Annotated in this window: 13 protein-coding genes; 5 read left to right on the forward strand and 8 right to left on the reverse strand. The window is 64.3% G+C overall.

What is annotated here, in order from left to right:
* The first annotated feature begins 270 nt into the window (after positions 1-270).
* Positions 271-1,257, forward strand: coding sequence for an SGNH/GDSL hydrolase family protein (locus J7I92_RS03320; protein ID WP_214837314.1), 987 nt, complete (start codon positions 271-273; stop codon positions 1,255-1,257).
* Here the strand turns inward: J7I92_RS03320 and J7I92_RS03325 are convergent.
* A complete protein-coding gene (locus J7I92_RS03325; protein WP_251039404.1) occupies positions 1,254-3,080 on the reverse strand; it encodes an ABC transporter ATP-binding protein in 1,827 nt (608 codons plus the stop codon). The two genes, J7I92_RS03320 and J7I92_RS03325, sit on opposite strands and share 4 nt — an antisense overlap.
* A gap of 77 nt (positions 3,081-3,157) precedes the next feature.
* On the opposite strand from J7I92_RS03325, the gene J7I92_RS03330 reads away from it, so the two are divergent.
* Complete coding sequence (locus J7I92_RS03330; protein ID WP_214837316.1) at positions 3,158-3,787, forward strand: PH domain-containing protein; 630 nt, start codon at positions 3,158-3,160, stop codon at positions 3,785-3,787.
* 26 nt (positions 3,788-3,813) lie between these two features.
* On the opposite strand, the gene J7I92_RS03335 is transcribed toward J7I92_RS03330, so the two are convergent.
* From J7I92_RS03335 to ychF, 4 genes are all read right to left on the reverse strand, one after another.
* A complete protein-coding gene (locus tag J7I92_RS03335) occupies positions 3,814-4,929 on the reverse strand; it encodes an ABC transporter permease (protein ID WP_214837320.1) in 1,116 nt (371 codons plus the stop codon).
* Complete coding sequence (locus J7I92_RS03340; RefSeq protein WP_214837323.1) at positions 4,926-6,467, reverse strand: ABC transporter permease; 1,542 nt, start codon at positions 6,465-6,467, stop codon at positions 4,926-4,928. The genes J7I92_RS03335 and J7I92_RS03340 overlap by 4 nt, the downstream gene beginning before the upstream one ends.
* Before the next feature lie 180 nt (positions 6,468-6,647).
* Positions 6,648-8,426, reverse strand: coding sequence for an ABC transporter family substrate-binding protein (locus J7I92_RS03345; RefSeq protein ID WP_214837326.1), 1,779 nt, complete (start codon positions 8,424-8,426; stop codon positions 6,648-6,650).
* A 329-nt stretch (positions 8,427-8,755) separates the two neighbouring features.
* On the reverse strand, positions 8,756-9,841 hold the full coding sequence (gene ychF / locus J7I92_RS03350) for a redox-regulated ATPase YchF (RefSeq protein ID WP_214837329.1): 1,086 nt from the start codon (positions 9,839-9,841) through the stop codon (positions 8,756-8,758).
* 147 nt (positions 9,842-9,988) lie between these two features.
* On the opposite strand from ychF, the gene J7I92_RS03355 reads away from it, so the two are divergent.
* Positions 9,989-11,203 carry a DNA recombination protein RmuC gene (locus J7I92_RS03355; RefSeq protein WP_214837332.1) on the forward strand — a complete coding sequence of 405 codons (1,215 nt, stop codon included), beginning with the start codon at positions 9,989-9,991 and terminating at the stop codon, positions 11,201-11,203.
* Positions 11,204-11,259: 56 nt separating this feature from the next.
* On the opposite strand, the gene J7I92_RS03360 is transcribed toward J7I92_RS03355, so the two are convergent.
* Together J7I92_RS03360 and J7I92_RS03365 are read right to left on the reverse strand one after the other, a co-directional pair.
* Complete coding sequence (locus tag J7I92_RS03360; RefSeq protein ID WP_214837335.1) at positions 11,260-12,342, reverse strand: 4-hydroxy-3-methylbut-2-enyl diphosphate reductase; 1,083 nt, start codon at positions 12,340-12,342, stop codon at positions 11,260-11,262.
* Between the two features lie 9 nt (positions 12,343-12,351).
* Positions 12,352-13,209 carry a hypothetical protein gene (locus tag J7I92_RS03365; RefSeq protein ID WP_214837338.1) on the reverse strand — a complete coding sequence of 286 codons (858 nt, stop codon included), beginning with the start codon at positions 13,207-13,209 and terminating at the stop codon, positions 12,352-12,354.
* A gap of 169 nt (positions 13,210-13,378) precedes the next feature.
* On the opposite strand from J7I92_RS03365, the gene xseA reads away from it, so the two are divergent.
* Both xseA and J7I92_RS03375 read left to right on the forward strand, forming a co-directional pair.
* Complete coding sequence (xseA, locus tag J7I92_RS03370) at positions 13,379-14,665, forward strand: exodeoxyribonuclease VII large subunit (RefSeq protein WP_214837341.1); 1,287 nt, start codon at positions 13,379-13,381, stop codon at positions 14,663-14,665.
* A gap of 58 nt (positions 14,666-14,723) precedes the next feature.
* Positions 14,724-14,954, forward strand: a complete 231-nt coding sequence (locus J7I92_RS03375) for an exodeoxyribonuclease VII small subunit (protein WP_214837343.1) — start codon at positions 14,724-14,726, stop codon at positions 14,952-14,954.
* A gap of 1 nt (position 14,955) precedes the next feature.
* Here the strand turns inward: J7I92_RS03375 and J7I92_RS03380 are convergent, their stop codons facing one another.
* Positions 14,956-15,810 (reverse strand): polyphosphate kinase 2 family protein, encoded by an 855-nt coding sequence (locus J7I92_RS03380; protein WP_214837345.1) that lies wholly within the window; start codon positions 15,808-15,810, stop codon positions 14,956-14,958.
* Between the last annotated feature and the right edge of the window lie 38 nt (positions 15,811-15,848).

Genomic DNA, 15,848 nt, shown 5'->3' on the forward strand with positions numbered 1-15,848 from the left:
TTGCTCGATTCAGTGGTGAAGTCAGCTGTGGTATCGCGACATTTCCAACCGGAACGCACGACGGATGAGACCCTTTGGCACAGGGCACCTTCTACAAGTCTAAGCGCTAGGTCATTTATTGGCCTAAAAACCCGAAAACGCCGTCCCTTTGGGGGCTGTTACCAGATCGTCACTGGCAGGGTGGTAAACAGTGCCCAAAGTTACTGGATTTTCCTAAAGTCATGCCCCATCATTACGGGGATAACAGCACTGCAAAGCCCGGAGACATAGATGCGAATCGCCTCGGCTCTGACCCGCTTCGTCGCTCCTATGATCGCCGCGGGCGTTCTGATGGCCGGCTGCGGGCAGACACCACAAACACCAGACGCAGCCCCCGAAGCGAACGGTCCCGACACCAGCGCCGCTGCCCGGCAGCAGTCCGGACAGGCGTCCGGGCAGCCGACCGGGAAGGCATCCCCGCAAGCGTCCGGGCAAGCGTCAGCCAAGGCCGCTCCCGCGAAATCAGCAGCCGCGCCCGTCGCTGCCGCGCCGGGCGAACCGGTGGCTGCCGGCTCCGCGGCGAAGGCGCAGCTGGTCCCGGAGCCCGACCCCGCCACCATGGTTCCCGGGTCCGTCTATAAGAACCCGGCGAACGGCCGCAATGAGGTCATTGTCGCCAACATCAAGCGGACCGCCGTCCTCATCGGCGATTCCCAGTCCGAACCCGAAGACGGCTGGCCCCGCCAAGGCCTGGCCAAACTCGGCTACAGTGTCCATTTCTGCGGCCGCGGCGGCACGGGCTTCGTTGCCGCCAACGGCAAGACCGGCAATTACATCGACGCGCTGCAGCGCGGTGACTGGCTGCTCCCCTACGGCGCCCCGCCCCTTGTAGTCATTCAGGGCGGCGGAAACGATGCCGGCCGTGGCGCCACGGACGCCCAGATCGTGGCCAACGCAGAGCGCCTGATCGCATCCCTCAAGCAGCGGTATCCGGGTGCCAGGTTTGCCATGATCGGCACCCTGGCCCGGGGCATCTACTACGGCGGCGGCCGCCGTTCACAAGTGGACGCGCTGCTCGGCACGGTGGCCGCCAAGCACGGCTTTCCGTTCGTCAGCGTGGGTGACTGGCTGACCACCTACGATCTGGCCAAGGAGCTGGCGGACGCGGTGCACATGAACGCCGAAGGCCGAACGGCGCTCGGCGGCCTCCTGGCCGCAAGGCTCCAGGAAGTGGGTGTCCAGGGCCCGGCCGCGACGCCCGCTACAGCCGCCCGCTAATTCGCCGGCAGCTGGGCGCGCAGTTCCCTTCGCTCACGCTGCTTCTCGGGGTCCGGAAGGGGTACGGCGGCGAGCAGCCGCTGCGTGTACGGTTCCTGCGGATCCCGCAGGATCTGGTCGCGGGTACCCTGCTCAACGATCCTGCCCCGCTGCATCACGCAGATGCGGTCCGCCAGCACGTCCACTACTGCGAGGTCGTGGGTGACGAACAGGCAGGCAAAGCCGAGGTCCTTCTGGAGGTTTTGGAACAGTTCAAGAACTTTTGCCTGCACCGACACGTCAAGTGCCGACGTCGGCTCATCCGCCACCATCAGCTTCGGCTTGAGCGACAGCGCCCGCGCGATGCCCACCCGCTGCTTCTGACCGCCGGACAGCTCATGCGGATACCGGTTGCGGTAGCTCCTGGGCAGCTCAACCTGGTCAAGAAGGGCTTCGATCCGCTTCTGCAAGGCACCTCCCTTGGCCTCCCCGGCAAGGAACATGGGCTCGCCGATGCTCTCGCCGATGGGCAGGCGGGGATTCAAGGACGACGACGGGTCCTGGAACACCATGCCGATGTGCCGCCGCAGGTGGTGAAGTTGTTTACCGTTCTTTTTGGCAGCGGAAATGTCCTGGCCGACCACCCGCATGGTGCCGCCGGCGACGGGAAGCAGTCCAACCGCGGCGCGCCCGATGGTGGTCTTGCCCGAGCCCGATTCGCCCACAAGGCCCACCACCTGGCCCGGATAGATCACGAGGTTCGCCCCCTCGACGGCCCGGAAGGCAGGCACCCGGCCCTGTTTCGGGTATTCGATGGCGACGTCAGTCAATTCAAGTACAGGGTCGCCCTGGGGCCGGACTGCAGCCGCGGCAGCGAGGGCCGCGGCGTTCTCGCGCTCCCGTCGGACCAGTTCCTCGTGGTCCACCGATTCCAGGTCGGCATGCGTGGCGGCAGCCAGGGCTGCGATGACATCCACTACCTCGCCTTGCTCGGCGCCGCCCTGGCCGAGGTGCGGCACAGCGGCCAGCAGTGCCTGGGTGTATTCGTGCCGCGGATTGCGGAAGATCTGTTCGGCCGTTCCTGTTTCCACAATCAGCCCCCGCCGCATGACGGCGATCCGGTCAGCCAGGTCAGCCACTACGCCCATGTCGTGCGTGATGAGCACAATGGCGCTGTCCAGCTTGTTCCTCAGGTTGCGCATGAGGTCCAGGATCTCCGCCTGGACCGTGACGTCCAAGGCCGTGGTGGGCTCATCCGCAATCAGGAGTTTCGGGTCGCAGGACAGCGATTGCGCGATCATGGCCCGTTGCCGCTGCCCGCCGGACAGCTGATGGGGGTAGGACTTGAACGCCTTCTCCGGATCCGGCAGTTCCACCAGTTCCAGCATCCGCAGGGCACGTTCCTTGGCCTGGTCCGGTGACACTTCGTTGTGGAGCCGCACCGTCTCAACGATCTGGGCGCCCACCGTGGACACCGGGTTAAGGGCTGTCATCGGTTCCTGGAAGATCACGGCCACATCCTTGCCGCGGACATCCCGGATGTTGGCGGCGTTGGCGCCGAGCAGCTCTTTTCCCGAGAGGCGGACGCTGCCAGATACCCGGCTGTTGCTGGGCAGGAGGCCGAGCAGGGCCATGGAACTGGCGCTCTTGCCGGAACCGGACTCCCCCACGATGGCCAGGACTTCACCCGCCCGCACCTCGTAGTTCAGGCCGATCGCCGCGGGCACCCATTTCTTCTCCACGCCGAAGTCGACACTGAGATCGCGGACCTCAAGGACCACCGACCCTTTGGCCGGCTCCTGCGCCGGGACGGTGCCCCTTCCGGGGGTGATGTTGTCAGTCATGACGGGTTCCCTTCCACCCAGACCACGACGGCACCGGAAATTAGTGCTGTGGCCTGGAATCCTGAATTATTAGGTGCATGAGCAGTGTGCCGCACGCCGGAAATGTTGAAGTCTTCAAAGCCCCCGCGAACAAATGGTTCGCCTGGCTTTCCTGGTTGATTGCAGCCCTTGGCCTCGCCGTCACTGCGGCCGTCGGCGGGCCGGCGGCCCTGCTGGGTGCCGGCCCGCTGCTGCTCGTTGCGTTCCTTGGCTGGCTGCTGTTCTGGATGCCTTCCGTGGTGGTGCACGACGGCGGCATCACCTTGGAGAATCCGTTCCGGTCCGTTGACGTTCCGTGGGCCGCCCTGGTGAACGTCGATACCCGCTACGCGCTGACGCTGGTCACCCCGGCCAGGAACTACGTCTCCTGGGCTGCCCCCGCTCCGGGCATCTGGGGAGGACGGAACGCCCGCCCGGAGGACCTCAAGGGGCTCCCCTCCGCCACGTACGGACCGGGGCAATCCGTGCGCCCGGGCGACCTGAAAACCACCGACTCGGGCCAGGCGGCCCGCCTGGTCCGCGGCCGCTGGGAAGAGCTGGTGGAAGCAGGGGCCCTGGACGCAGGAAACGCCGAAACCACGGCCGTCAGGGTGGCCGTTCGCTGGACGGCTGTCGCCGCCACCGTGGTGCTCCTGGCCGCCAGCTACTGGAGCGTCGCAGCCCTGTAGGGCGGATGCCGGGACGTACTGCATTCTCAGTCGCCTGCAGACCCGTCGGCTGTGGTCGCGCCGCCTGCGGGTGCCGGAACCTTGTCCGGCTCCCCGGCAGGCTTTGTGCCCCGGGCCTTCTTGGCGTTGAACTTCTTCTGCCGCGGATCGAACGCGTCCCGGAGGCCGTCGCCGATGAAGTTGATGCTGAGGCAGATCAGGACAATGAAAAGCCCGGGGAACCAGAAGAGCCACGGCCGGGTGGAGAAGGCCTCCTGGTTCTGCGAGATCAGCAGGCCCAGCGAGGTGTCCGGCGACTTCACGCCGACGCCGAGGTAGCTCAGTGCCGTTTCCAGGAGGATGGCAGCGGACATGGTCAGTGTGACGTTGACGATCAGGACGCCGATGGCATTGGGCAGGATGTGCTTGAAAATGATCCGTGCATTGCTGGCGCCTGAAATGCGCGCCGCGTCAACGAATTCACGTTCCCGGAGCGTGAGGAATTCCCCGCGCATCAGCCGGGCAAGGCCCACCCAGCTGACGAGGCCCAGGAAGATTCCAAGGATCAAGATGCCGTTGCTGGCCGCGAAGCCCGAAAACCATCCGCCCTGGTCCCGGCGGTTGACGCTCTGGGCCACCACGGCAGCCAGGAGCAGGACAGGAATGATGATGATGACGTCCGTGATCCGCATCAGGATCGCTTCCACCCACCCGCGGAAATATCCGGACAGGCCGCCGACCACAGTACCGATCAGTCCCGCGATGATCCCGATCAGGAGCATGATGATGATGGACTGCTGGGCTCCGCGCATGGTCATTGCAAAGAGGTCGCGGCCGATCCTGTCCTGCCCGAACGGGTGTTCGCCCCAGGCGGGCGGCCACAGCGAGGCCGTGGGAACGCCGTCGTTGACGAGGGGCGAGACGTCCAGGTGGTCGTACTTCCACCAGCCCGGGATCCCGGCCCAGCCCACGGAGGTGAAGGCCATCAGGAAGATGATGGCAAAAATGAACAGGCCGGCGATGGCACCGCTGTGGCCCAGGAACCGCTTGCGGACAATCTGCCCTTGGCTGAGCCCTTTCGCTTCTTCCTCGACGGGAGCTCCCGGCGGCCGGGGGTGTGACTGTTCGGCGAGGAATTCTTCCTGCTGGGTTGGCTGGCTCATGCCTTAATCCTTACGCGGGGATCGAGTGCGGAATACGCAAGGTCTGCTATCAGGTTGAACACCATCGCGGTCACGGCCACGCAGACGAAGACGCCCATCACGGGGTTCGGGTCGGTGTGCATGATGCCGTCCAGGAAGAGGAACCCCATGCCTCGCACGGAGAACACGGTCTCGGTAATGACGGCACCGCCGATCAGCGCCCCGATATCGAACGCCACGATCGTTGCGATGGGGATGAGCGCGTTGCGGAACGCGTGGCCCATCACGACGGACCGTTCGGAGAGGCCCTTGGCCCGGGCCGTCCTGATGTAGTCCATGTTCATGATTTCCAGCATGGATGACCTGGTGAACCTGGTGTAGCTTGCCAGCGACACAAGGATGAGTGCCGTGGTCGGCAGAATGAGGTGCGTGAAAGTGTCCAGGGTCAGGACCCAGAAGTCACCCTGGATGTTGGGGGTGCCGGCCCCGATGGTGGCGATGGGCCGGCCCCGCACCCTGCTGTTGCTGAAGTAGCTGGGCCAGGCCTGCATGAACCTGTCCATCAGGATCAGTCCGCCCACCAGGAAGGCCGTTATTCCGGCGGCGCGCATCGACTGGCCTCGGTCGTAGCCGCCCATCAGGTAGCCCGTCGCCACGCCGACGCCGATGGTCGCGACGCCGAGCAGGACGATCATGACCGCCGTCGCCTGGTTGAGCAGTGGCTGGACGGCGAAGTAGGCGACCACTCCCAGACCCACCACGATGAGGGAAGACTGCAGCGCCTTCCTGTTCTTGAGCCCGGACACCAGCAGCGTCACGGCAAAGGCAAGGCCAACTCCCGCAATGGCGATGACCACCGGTCCAAGACCCGGATTGCGGAACCACTGGACCACGGAGAAATAGATCAGGATGAGACTGACGGCGAGGAACACCATGCCGCCCGAAACCACCCGGCGGCGGGCCGCTCCACCCACGGCAACGGCAACGATGATGCCTGCGACGGCGCCAATTCCCAAGGCCACCGGCAGCGGAATTTCGGGGTTGCGGAGGAAATCGTTGAAACCGATGGCACCGTATTCCTTCAGCAGCACGGCAACCCAGAAGATGGGAAGCGAGAAGAACAGGAACGCCATGAACGTCACCCCGTAGTCCAGCGCACTGTACTGCCGGAGCGCCGTAATGATGCCGAGGGCAATACCTATGAGGATTGCGAGGATGGTGGCGCCGGTGACGAGGGTCAGGGTCTGCACCAGCGCGAACCCGAGGGCCTCGGTGATTGGCTGACCGGCGATGTTCTTGCCCAGGTCGCATGAACCGGCGAACGGAACCAGGCAGCGGGCCGCTCCGCCGAGCCATTTGAAGTACCGGAGCGGGGCAGGAGTGTCCAGATCCAGAAGCTCGCTGCGCGAATCCATCAGCTGTTGTTTATTGGGAGCGCTGCTGGCGCGGAATTCTTCCAGCGGATCCCCTGACGACGCTGTCAGGAGGTACACGAGGAAGGATGCCCCGAGAAGTATGAGGGCGGCGGTGATCAACCGCCGGACGATGTACGTCACCATGTTGAAAAGCCTCGATATCCGGGCCGGGATCTTACCGGGCCCATCGCAGAATCGGTCCGGCTTACCGCGTGAGGTGGGCGGGGAGCCGGCAGAACGCCGGTGGTGCCGGAGAAGGCGCCGGGACGTTGGTGCTGTTGTCCCGGCGCCTTCTCCTGCTGTTCTTTCGCTGAGCTTGGGCCTTTACTTCTCGGCCCACTCCCAGAAGTTCCACCAGACACCGGTCTGGTTCGGCATGAACTTCACGCCGGTGATGCGGTCGCTGTAGGCATCCACACCAACGGACTGGAAGAGCGGAAGACCGTAGGCGGAGTCCCAGATCTTCTTGTCGATCTGGATCTGGAGTTCGTCCTGCTTGCTGCGGTCGGTGGTGACGATCAGTTCGTCCATCAGCTTGTCCGCTTCGGGATCGCTGAACTGGTTGAAGTTGGATCCGTTGCCGCTGCGGAAGATCTGCGGAACACCGGAAACACCGACGCCCGGGTTGATCCAGCCGAAGATCGTGGCATCGTAGCCGCCCTTGCCCAGGGCCTTGCCCCAATCTGAACCACCCAGGCCGCCGTCAACGATCTTGAAGCCCGCCTTGGTGGCCGACTCGCGGATCAGGGAGAAGGCGTCAACACGGTTGGGGTTGTCCTTGTTGTACATGATGCGGATCTCAGGAGTCTTTCCGGCGAGCAGTGACTTGGCACCGTCAATGTCCGCGTCCTGGTAGGCCGAGGAACCGTTGTTCTTGGTGGACTCCTCGTAAGCTGCCTGGGCGGGAACAAAGAGCTGCGAGTCGAGCGGCTTGGCTTCCGGATCGAGCTTCTTCACGATCTTGTCCACAATGTCCTTGCGCGGGACGGTCTTCATAAACGCCTCGCGGACGCTCTTCTCGGCCAGCGGTCCCGAGTAGTTCAGGTCGATGTGGTCGTAGGAGAGCTGGTTGCCCTGCTCCACGGTGACGCCCTGGCTTTCAAGCGCCTTGAGCTGCTCGATGGTGTCTGCGGAGGCCTGCGGGGCAATGATGTCCGCTTCGCCGTTCTTCAGTGCCTGCACCTGGGCCGGGGCGGAACCGATGTAGCGGACCGTGATTTCGTCCAGGCTGGCTTCAGGGCCCCAGTTGTAGTCCTTGTTGCGGACCATGGTCAGCGACTGGTCCTGCGTGACACTCTGGACGATGTAGGGACCGTTGGAGAGGAAGATGCTGGGATCGGAAGGCAGCGTCTTCGTGTCGAAGCCGGTGTTCCAGAGGTCAGACATGGCCTTCAGCTTTGCATCGGCCGGCTTGGGTGCCTTGGGATCGCCCTTCGGCAATTCCTTGAGGTAATCCACGAGCGCCTTGGCGTCGCTGAGGCCGGCTTTCTTGGCCAGGACGTGGGCAGCGATGTCGATCCCGGGGCCGCCAAGGACTGTTTCCCAGTCAGCGAACGGCTTGGAGTACTTGATGGTCATGGAGCGGTTGTCGTCCCCAAGTTCAGGGAAATCGGTGAGCTTCAGGCCCGTGGGGTCACCGGCGTAGGAGAAGTAGGACGTGCCTGTCTTGGCCTCTGAATCCGCATCGTCGTAGTAACCCGAGAAAGCCGCCCACTGCAGCAGGAGGTCAGCAGCCGTCACAGGCGTGCCGTCAGACCATTTCACTCCCTCGTTGATGGTGTACTTCACCGTCAGCGGGTCGTCGGAAGTCTTTTCCATCTTTCCGAACTTCTCGTTGCGGACAACGTTCAGCTGGTTATCGATGTAGTAGAAACCCGAGTGGGTGGCGTAGCTGATCTTCGAGTTGATGTCAGTGTTGCCGTCGGCGGTGTTCGGGTTGAATGTGTTAAACGCGTTCACCTCGACAACCGTGGCTGAGCCACCCTGTTTGCCGGCTGTGGCACTGGTCGGGGTTGTCCCGCCAGTGTTGCCGGCGCAGGCGCTGAGAGCTAGCGCGGCAGCAGCCGCGACGCCTATCGCTGTGGAAATACGACCGAAGCGCATTCCGCCTCCTATGTTTCTGTGGTTTGAAAAGACCGCCGCTGTAGGCGCCGGCCAGACCGCCCATTCCCCCAGTAAGAATGTGGCTGGTCTCACATGAGCAGTAGCCTAGACCCGAAAGTAATCCCCATGGGACCAAAGTTGCCCATGGGTAAAGGTTGTTACCGAGCTGCAACAATGCGCCCGCAGCGGGCTTTTAATCGTTGCGGAACCGGGAGCCGGAACAGCCGCGCAGGGAACCTCTCCAATCACAACAAAAGCCCCGATTCTAGGGAATCGGGGCTTTCACCGTTAATGCTCAATCACTGACTCTGACTGTGGTGCGCTGGCTGCTACACGTTGAAGCGGAACTCCACCACGTCGCCGTCGGCCATCACATATTCCTTGCCTTCGATGCGGACCTTGCCGCGGGCCTTGGCCTCCGCCATCGATCCGGCTTCAAGGAGGTCATCGAAGGAAACGACTTCGGCTTTGATGAAGCCGCGCTGGAAATCGGAGTGGATCACGCCCGCTGCCTGCGGAGCCGTGTACCCCCGGTGGATGGTCCAGGCGCGGGTCTCTTTCGGGCCCGCGGTCAGGTAGGTCTGCAGTCCCAGGGTGTGGAACCCGACGCGGGCCAGCTGGTCGAGGCCCGATTCGTCCTGGCCGTTCATTTCCAGCATTTCGCGGGCTTCTTCCTCATCCAGCTCGACGAGGTCGGATTCCAGCTTGGCGTCGAGGAAGATGCAGTCAGCGGGGGCCACGAGAGCGCGCAGCTCCTCCTGCTTTTCCGGGCTGCCCAGAATGCCTTCGTCCGCATTGAAGACGTAGATGAACGGCTTGGCCGTGAGGAGGCTGAGCTCCTTGAGGTGCTCCATTTCCAGCTTGTCGCTCTTGACCGAGGAGAAGATGGTGTCGCCGCGTTCAAGGACCACCTGCGCGGCCTTGATGGCGGCCAGTTCGGCGGCCTCGCGCTTCTTGATCTTAACTTCTTTTTCGATCCGGGGAATGGCCTTTTCGATGGTCTGCAGATCGGCCAGGATCAGCTCGGTGTTGATGGTTTCCATGTCCGAGCGCGGATCAACCTTGCCGTCAACGTGGATGACGTCGGGATCATCAAACACCCGAACCACCTGGGCGATGGCCTCGGCCTCGCGGATGTTGGCGAGGAACTGGTTGCCCAGGCCTTCTCCCTCGGAGGCGCCCTTAACGATGCCGGCGATATCAACGAAGGACACCGCTGCGGGGAGCAGCCGCTGCGAGCCGAAAATGGCTGCGAGCTTCTCCAGGCGGGGATCGGGCAGGTTCACGACCCCGACATTCGGCTCGATGGTGGCGAACGGATAGTTCGCCGCGAGCACCTGATTCCGGGTCAGTGCGTTGAAAAGAGTTGATTTGCCGACGTTGGGCAGTCCGACGATGCCAATAGTAAGAGCCACGAGCATTGATTCTACCGGTAATCGGCGCGGAACCATGCGGCGGTTCGTTCCCTCCCCTGCCGGGATCAGCAGGCAGCCCGGGCGGGATGCGTGCCTCCTGAGTGCGTCTGCGGCAAAAATGTCACAGGCCCGTGCCACAGTGAACACATGGATGGTTTTGCACTGATACTTGCCCTGCTGATGCTGATTCTCGGCGCCGTGATAAGCGCGGCCTGCACCTATGTTGTGTTCCGCCGGCGGAACACCGCGTTGGAACATGATTTCGACGGCGTCTCTGCCCGCCTTTCGGAGGTGAGCGCCCAGTTCGCGGCGGCCGACGCCGAGCGGCGTCTGTTGTCCGCACAGAACCGGGAGCTGGGCGAATCACGCAACCAGGACGGGAGCGTCCTGCGGGCCCTGGCACCCGTGGCCGAGAAGCTGACGGCGGTGCAGCAGCAGGTGTCCCTGCTGGAACGCGACCGGCTGGAGCAATACGGACAGCTGGCACAGCAGCTCCATGAGGCCCGCCTCTCCGACGAGCAGCTTCTGCGCTCAACCCACGCCCTTGAATCCGCGCTGCGCTCCAACAGTGCCCGCGGCCAGTGGGGCGAAGTCCAGCTCCGGCGCGTGGTGGAAGCCGCAGGCATGCTCCGCCACGTTGATTTCCACGAGCAGCACCACAGCACCGGATCCGGGAGCGCTGTCCGGCCCGACCTCGTGGTTCAGCTGCCGGGAGGCAAGCAGCTGGTGGTGGACGCCAAGGTGCCCCTCGCGTCCTACCTCGAGGCCCAGGATCTCGGGTCTTCCGCGGGACGCCAGGCACAAGGGCCGGGCTCCCCCAACGGACAGGGACCGCTGCTGGCAGCACACGCCAAGGCCCTGAAAGCACACGTGGACGCCTTGAGTAACAAGAAGTACTGGGATATCCCGGGCAATTCCCCGGAACTGGTGATCTGCTTCCTCCCGGCGGAGTCCATCCTGGCGGCCGCCTTGGCGGCGGATCCGGGGCTGCTGGACTACGCCCTTAACAAGAACGTGGTGCTGGCTTCCCCGGGCACCCTGTTGGCAGTGCTGAAGTCCGTGGCATTCACGTGGCGCCAGGACGTGCTGACTGACAGCGCCCGCGAACTCTTCGAGCTGGCCCGGCAGCTCTACGAACGGATGGGGACGCTCGGCGAGAACGTCACCAAGCTGGGGTCCTCACTGAAGACTTCCGTAGACCGCTACAACTCCATGGTGGGAACGCTGGAGGCCCGTGTCCTTCCGACGGCCAGAAAACTCAATGCGCTGGACGTCGAGGGGCTCACCACACCTCCCGCCGTCGAGGCGACCCCCCGGTCGGTGGCCGCTCCCGAGCTTCAGGACGAGGAGTCAGCCGCGTAGCCGGGACCTCAGGGATTGCCCCGGTACCGCAAGGGTTGCCGGCACTTCAGGGAGGGTCAGGCCCGCGCTCCGCGCCGTCCGCCCAGGGCGCGGGTCACGTCCCCGGATTTCTTCAGCGTTGCGCGGAGTTCCTTCGGCAGGGAGAAGAGCAGGTCTTCCTCGGCGGTCACAATTTCTTCCACGTCGCCGTAACCGTAGTCAGCCAGCAGGCGCAGCACATCCTTGACCAGAACCTCGGGAACGGACGCGCCGGAGGTCACGCCAACCGTGGCAACCCCTTCGAACCAGGCCTCGTCCACTTCGTTGGCGAAGTCGACGCGGTAGGAGGCCTTTGCACCGTATTCCAGGGCGACCTCCACGAGGCGGACCGAGTTCGAGGAATTGGCTGAACCCACAACGATGACCAGGTCCGCCTGCGGGGAAATCTTCTTGATGGCCACCTGACGGTTGGTGGTGGCGTAGCAGATGTCGTCGCTGGGCGGATCCTGCAGTGTGGGGAAGCGCTCCTTCAGCAGCCTGACCGTTTCCATCGTTTCGTCCACGCTCAGGGTGGTCTGCGACAGCCAGATGACCTTTTCCGGATCCCGGACCGTCACTTTGTCCACCTCGTGCGGGCCGTTGATGATCTGGATGTGCTCGGGCGCTTCGCCGGCGGTGCCTTCAACTTCCTCATGGCCGTCATGGCCGATGAGGAGGATGTCGAAATCGTCCTTGGCGAACCGGACAGCCTCCCGGTGCACCTTGGTCACCAGCGGACAGGTGGCGTCAATGGTGCGAAGACCCCGGTCCTCTGCCGACTGCACCACGGCGGGCGAAACCCCGTGGGCCGAAAAAATCACCAGGGCGCCTTCGGGGACCTCATCGGTCTCGTCAACAAAGATGGCGCCCTTCTCCTCGAGGGAGCTGACCACGTGAACGTTGTGGACGATCTGCTTACGCACGTAGACCGGCGGGCCGTAGTGCTCCAGGGCTTTCTCAACCGCAATGACCGCCCGATCCACTCCGGCGCAATAGCCGCGGGGAGCCGCCAGAAGAACCTTTTTGGGACCTGAAACCGGCGCCGCAGCCAGCACGTCCTCAGGCGAACGGCGCCTGCGCGGAATGGAAGGCATGGGGATGGAGACAGCTGAGGTGGTCATTGTTCAATGCTACCGGGAACCCTGGGGGCGCCCGGCGCCGGCAGCAACGCGGAGAGTGACGCCGGCCACGATAAGGACGGCGCCGGCAATAACGGTGGCCAGGATCCATTGCCCGAACCGGTCAGAGGACGCCGCGATGAATTCGCTCTTGAAGAGATCCGCCACTTCGTCCCCGCTGGCTGCTCCGCCCACGGCGAGGGCCGCCGCGTCAGAGCCGAGTTTCCAGACCGCCGCCAGCACCAACGCTCCGGCACCCGTGCCCACCAATACGGTCCAGCGCCGGCGTGCGGCAATGAGGGCAAGCAGCAGCGCGGTGCCGGAGCCCGCAGCAAGGGCATAGCCGATGGGAGCGTACGCCGAAGCCTGGTCCGCGAGCTGACGCTGGCTCGGCTGCCCGATGTTGATGAGTGTTTGGTCCGGCGCTTCCAACGGCACGTTGGTTGCCTCGGAAATCTGCTGGGTCAGGAGGCCGACCAAAGGCGCCACATCCAGCGTGAGCGACGTGGACGGCGTGTCCTCCGGGGTGGCTTCACCGGCGGCGGCGAAGTTAAGCCGGTGGCTCTTCCTCAGCGTTTCCTCCCAGGCCGCCGGATAACCGGGCATGGTTGTCAGGGACGTGGCCGCAGAGTCCAGGATCGGCTGCACCAGGTTCGCGAGCGGCTCAGGAATCTGCCCCTCCGGATCGATGCTGCCTACCGCTGCCGAGGCCAGCCTTTGTTGGAAGACGGCGTCCTTGCCCAGCGGCGCGGCCAGTGAAACAAAGCCGTCCTCCTGCACAATGTTCCGGTCCACCCAGATGGCCGGGAGGGCGACGGCGGCCAGCAGCAGTCCAAGGATGACGGCGGCAGCTGAGACAAAAGAGCGCAAGGGATTCCTAGGGTTTGGTTTGGCGGTACTGCCATCCTAGGTGCGCCGGCCGGGAAGCAAAAATGTCGGCCGACAGTGGTAGAGCTATGGATAGAGTTGATTCGGTTTGATGCCCGCCACCCGCAAAGGATTCCCATGCCCACGGCTCCCTCCCCGTCACGGTCCATCCGTGGCTGACAATACGCCTGCGGCTACCACGCTTCCCGCGACGGCCGCCGACACAAGTCCGGACAACCCGTGGCCACTGCAGCTGCTGTCCCAAAAGCTGAAGGCCCATATCGACCGCACCCCGTCGGCATGGGTCGAGGGCCAGGTCATCGAACTGAACCGCCGCGGCGGCAGCGCCTTCATGACGCTCAGGGACGTCGATGCCGAGATTTCGCTGCCCGCCTCCATCTGGTCCAACCTGCTGGACCGCCAGGAGGTTCCCTTGGAACGGGGCTCCAGGGTGGTGGCGCTCATTAAGGCGGAGTTCTGGCTCAAGACCGGACGCCTGAACATGGCCGTGAAGGATATCCGGCCCGTGGGGCTGGGGGATCTGCTCGCACGGATTGAACGGCTGCGCCAGGCGCTGTCGCGTGAGGGCCTTTTTGCGGATTCACGCAAAAAACCGCTGCCGCTCCTCCCGCACCGGATCGGGCTGATCACGGGACGGGACTCGGACGCCAAGAAGGACGTGCTGCGCAATGCCGCCCTCCGGTGGCCCGCGGTCGAATTCGACGTCCGGGAGGTGGCAGTGCAGGGTAATACCGCTGTCGCCCAGATCGTTGGGGCGCTGCGGGAACTCGATGCCGACCCCCACGTCGACGTCATTGTCATTGCCCGCGGCGGCGGCGCGCTCGAGGACCTCCTGCCCTTTAGTAATGAGGACCTGATCCGGGCCGTCTCGAACGCGTCCACCCCCGTGGTCAGCGCGATCGGCCACGAAGCCGACCGCCCCATCCTGGATGACGTCGCCGACCTCCGGGCGTCCACGCCAACCGACGCCGCCAAGAGGATCGTTCCTGACGTTGCGGAGGAACTTGCCACGGTACGGCAGGCCAGGGACCAGCTCCGGCGGGGCGTGACGCGGCTCGTGGAACGGGAATCGGACCGGCTGGCCTCGCTGCATTCGCGGCCTGTCCTTGCCGCGCCGGAAGTCATGGTCAATGCGCGCGCCGAGGATGTTGCGCGGCTCAGCAGCCGCTCCCGGGCCGCCATCAGTACTGCAGTGCTGCGGGCAGCGGACAAGATCCTGCACCTCCGTAACCAGGTGCGCTCCCTCTCACCGCAGCAGACCCTGGACCGGGGCTACGCCGTGGTCCAGGTCGCGGGGACAGACCCGGCGACCGACTCACCACGGGCAGTCGTGCGGCAGCCTTCCCAGGCCCCTGAGGGGTCCGATCTCTTCGTCCGGGTGGCAGGAGGCAGCTTCTCCGCCCGGTCAACCGGCGGCCACCGGATATCCGACAGCTGAACCAGCCCCGGCCCGGACGGGCACCGATCATTTACCACCACCAGCAGGGAGCAACACATTGACAGCGGAGAAGAAACCGAACGCGGACATCGAAGCGCTGAGCTACGAGGAAGCCCGCGAACAACTCGTGGCGGTAGTGGGAAAGCTGGAAGCCGGGGGCGCCAGCCTCGAGGACTCGCTCGCTCTGTGGGAGCGGGGCGAGGCCCTGGCCAAGCGCTGTGAGGAATGGCTGGAAGGCGCCCGGAAACGCCTGGCCGCCGCCCGGAACCAGGCCGCACCCGAGTCCTAGTTCAGGACTTTTCCACTAGGCGGCGTTCCAGTGCCACGTCAAACTCTGCGGCCGGCCATTCCAGTTGCAGGTCTTGCATCGCCTGGAGCAGAAGCTGCTGCACGGCGATGCGCGCGTACCACTTCTTGTTGGCCGGGATCACATGCCAGGGCGCTTCAAGCGTGTTGGTGGCATCGATCGCCGCCTGGAAGGCTTCCATATAGTCGTCCCAGAAGACGCGCTCATCCCTGTCGCCCCGGCTGTATTTCCAGTGCTTCGCGGGGTTGTCCAGCCTTGCCAGGAGCCGGGCCTTCTGCTCGTCCCCGCTGATGTGCAGCATCACCTTGACCACTGTGGTCCCGGAGTCGGTCAGCCGCCGCTCAAACTCATTGATGGCCACGTAGCGACGCTTGATTTCCTCCGAAGTGGCCCAGCCATGGACGCGGTGGATCAGCACATCCTCGTAGTGGGAACGGTCAAAGACCCCCACCATGCCCGCGGCCGGCACTTCCTTCTCGATGCGCCAGAGGAAGTCGTAGGACTTTTCCTCATCGGTGGGGGCTTTGAACGCCTTGAACTGCACGCCCTGGGGATCCATGGCAGCCATGACGTGTTTGACGATGCCGCCCTTGCCCGCGGTGTCCATGGCCTGCAGAATCAGCAGGACGCGTTTGGTGCCGCCGAACCGGGACTCGGCAAACAGCTTTTCCTGCAGCTCGGCCAGTTCGTCATCCATGCCGGCCAGCAGGGCACGGCCGTCCTCCTTGCCCCCGCTGTAGCCCGGCGTGGAGTCAGGATCGACGCTGGCCAGGGAAAAGCCTTCCCCTACCCTCAGGGTTTCACAAGGGTGCTCTTTGAAGCCGACGACGCCGTCCATGGGTATCCTTTCCGCAAAGTCCACGGGAACCAAGCGCC

It is taken from the genome of Arthrobacter sp. ISL-72 (genome assembly GCF_018613755.1).
In the GTDB taxonomy this organism is placed as follows: domain Bacteria; phylum Actinomycetota; class Actinomycetes; order Actinomycetales; family Micrococcaceae; genus Arthrobacter.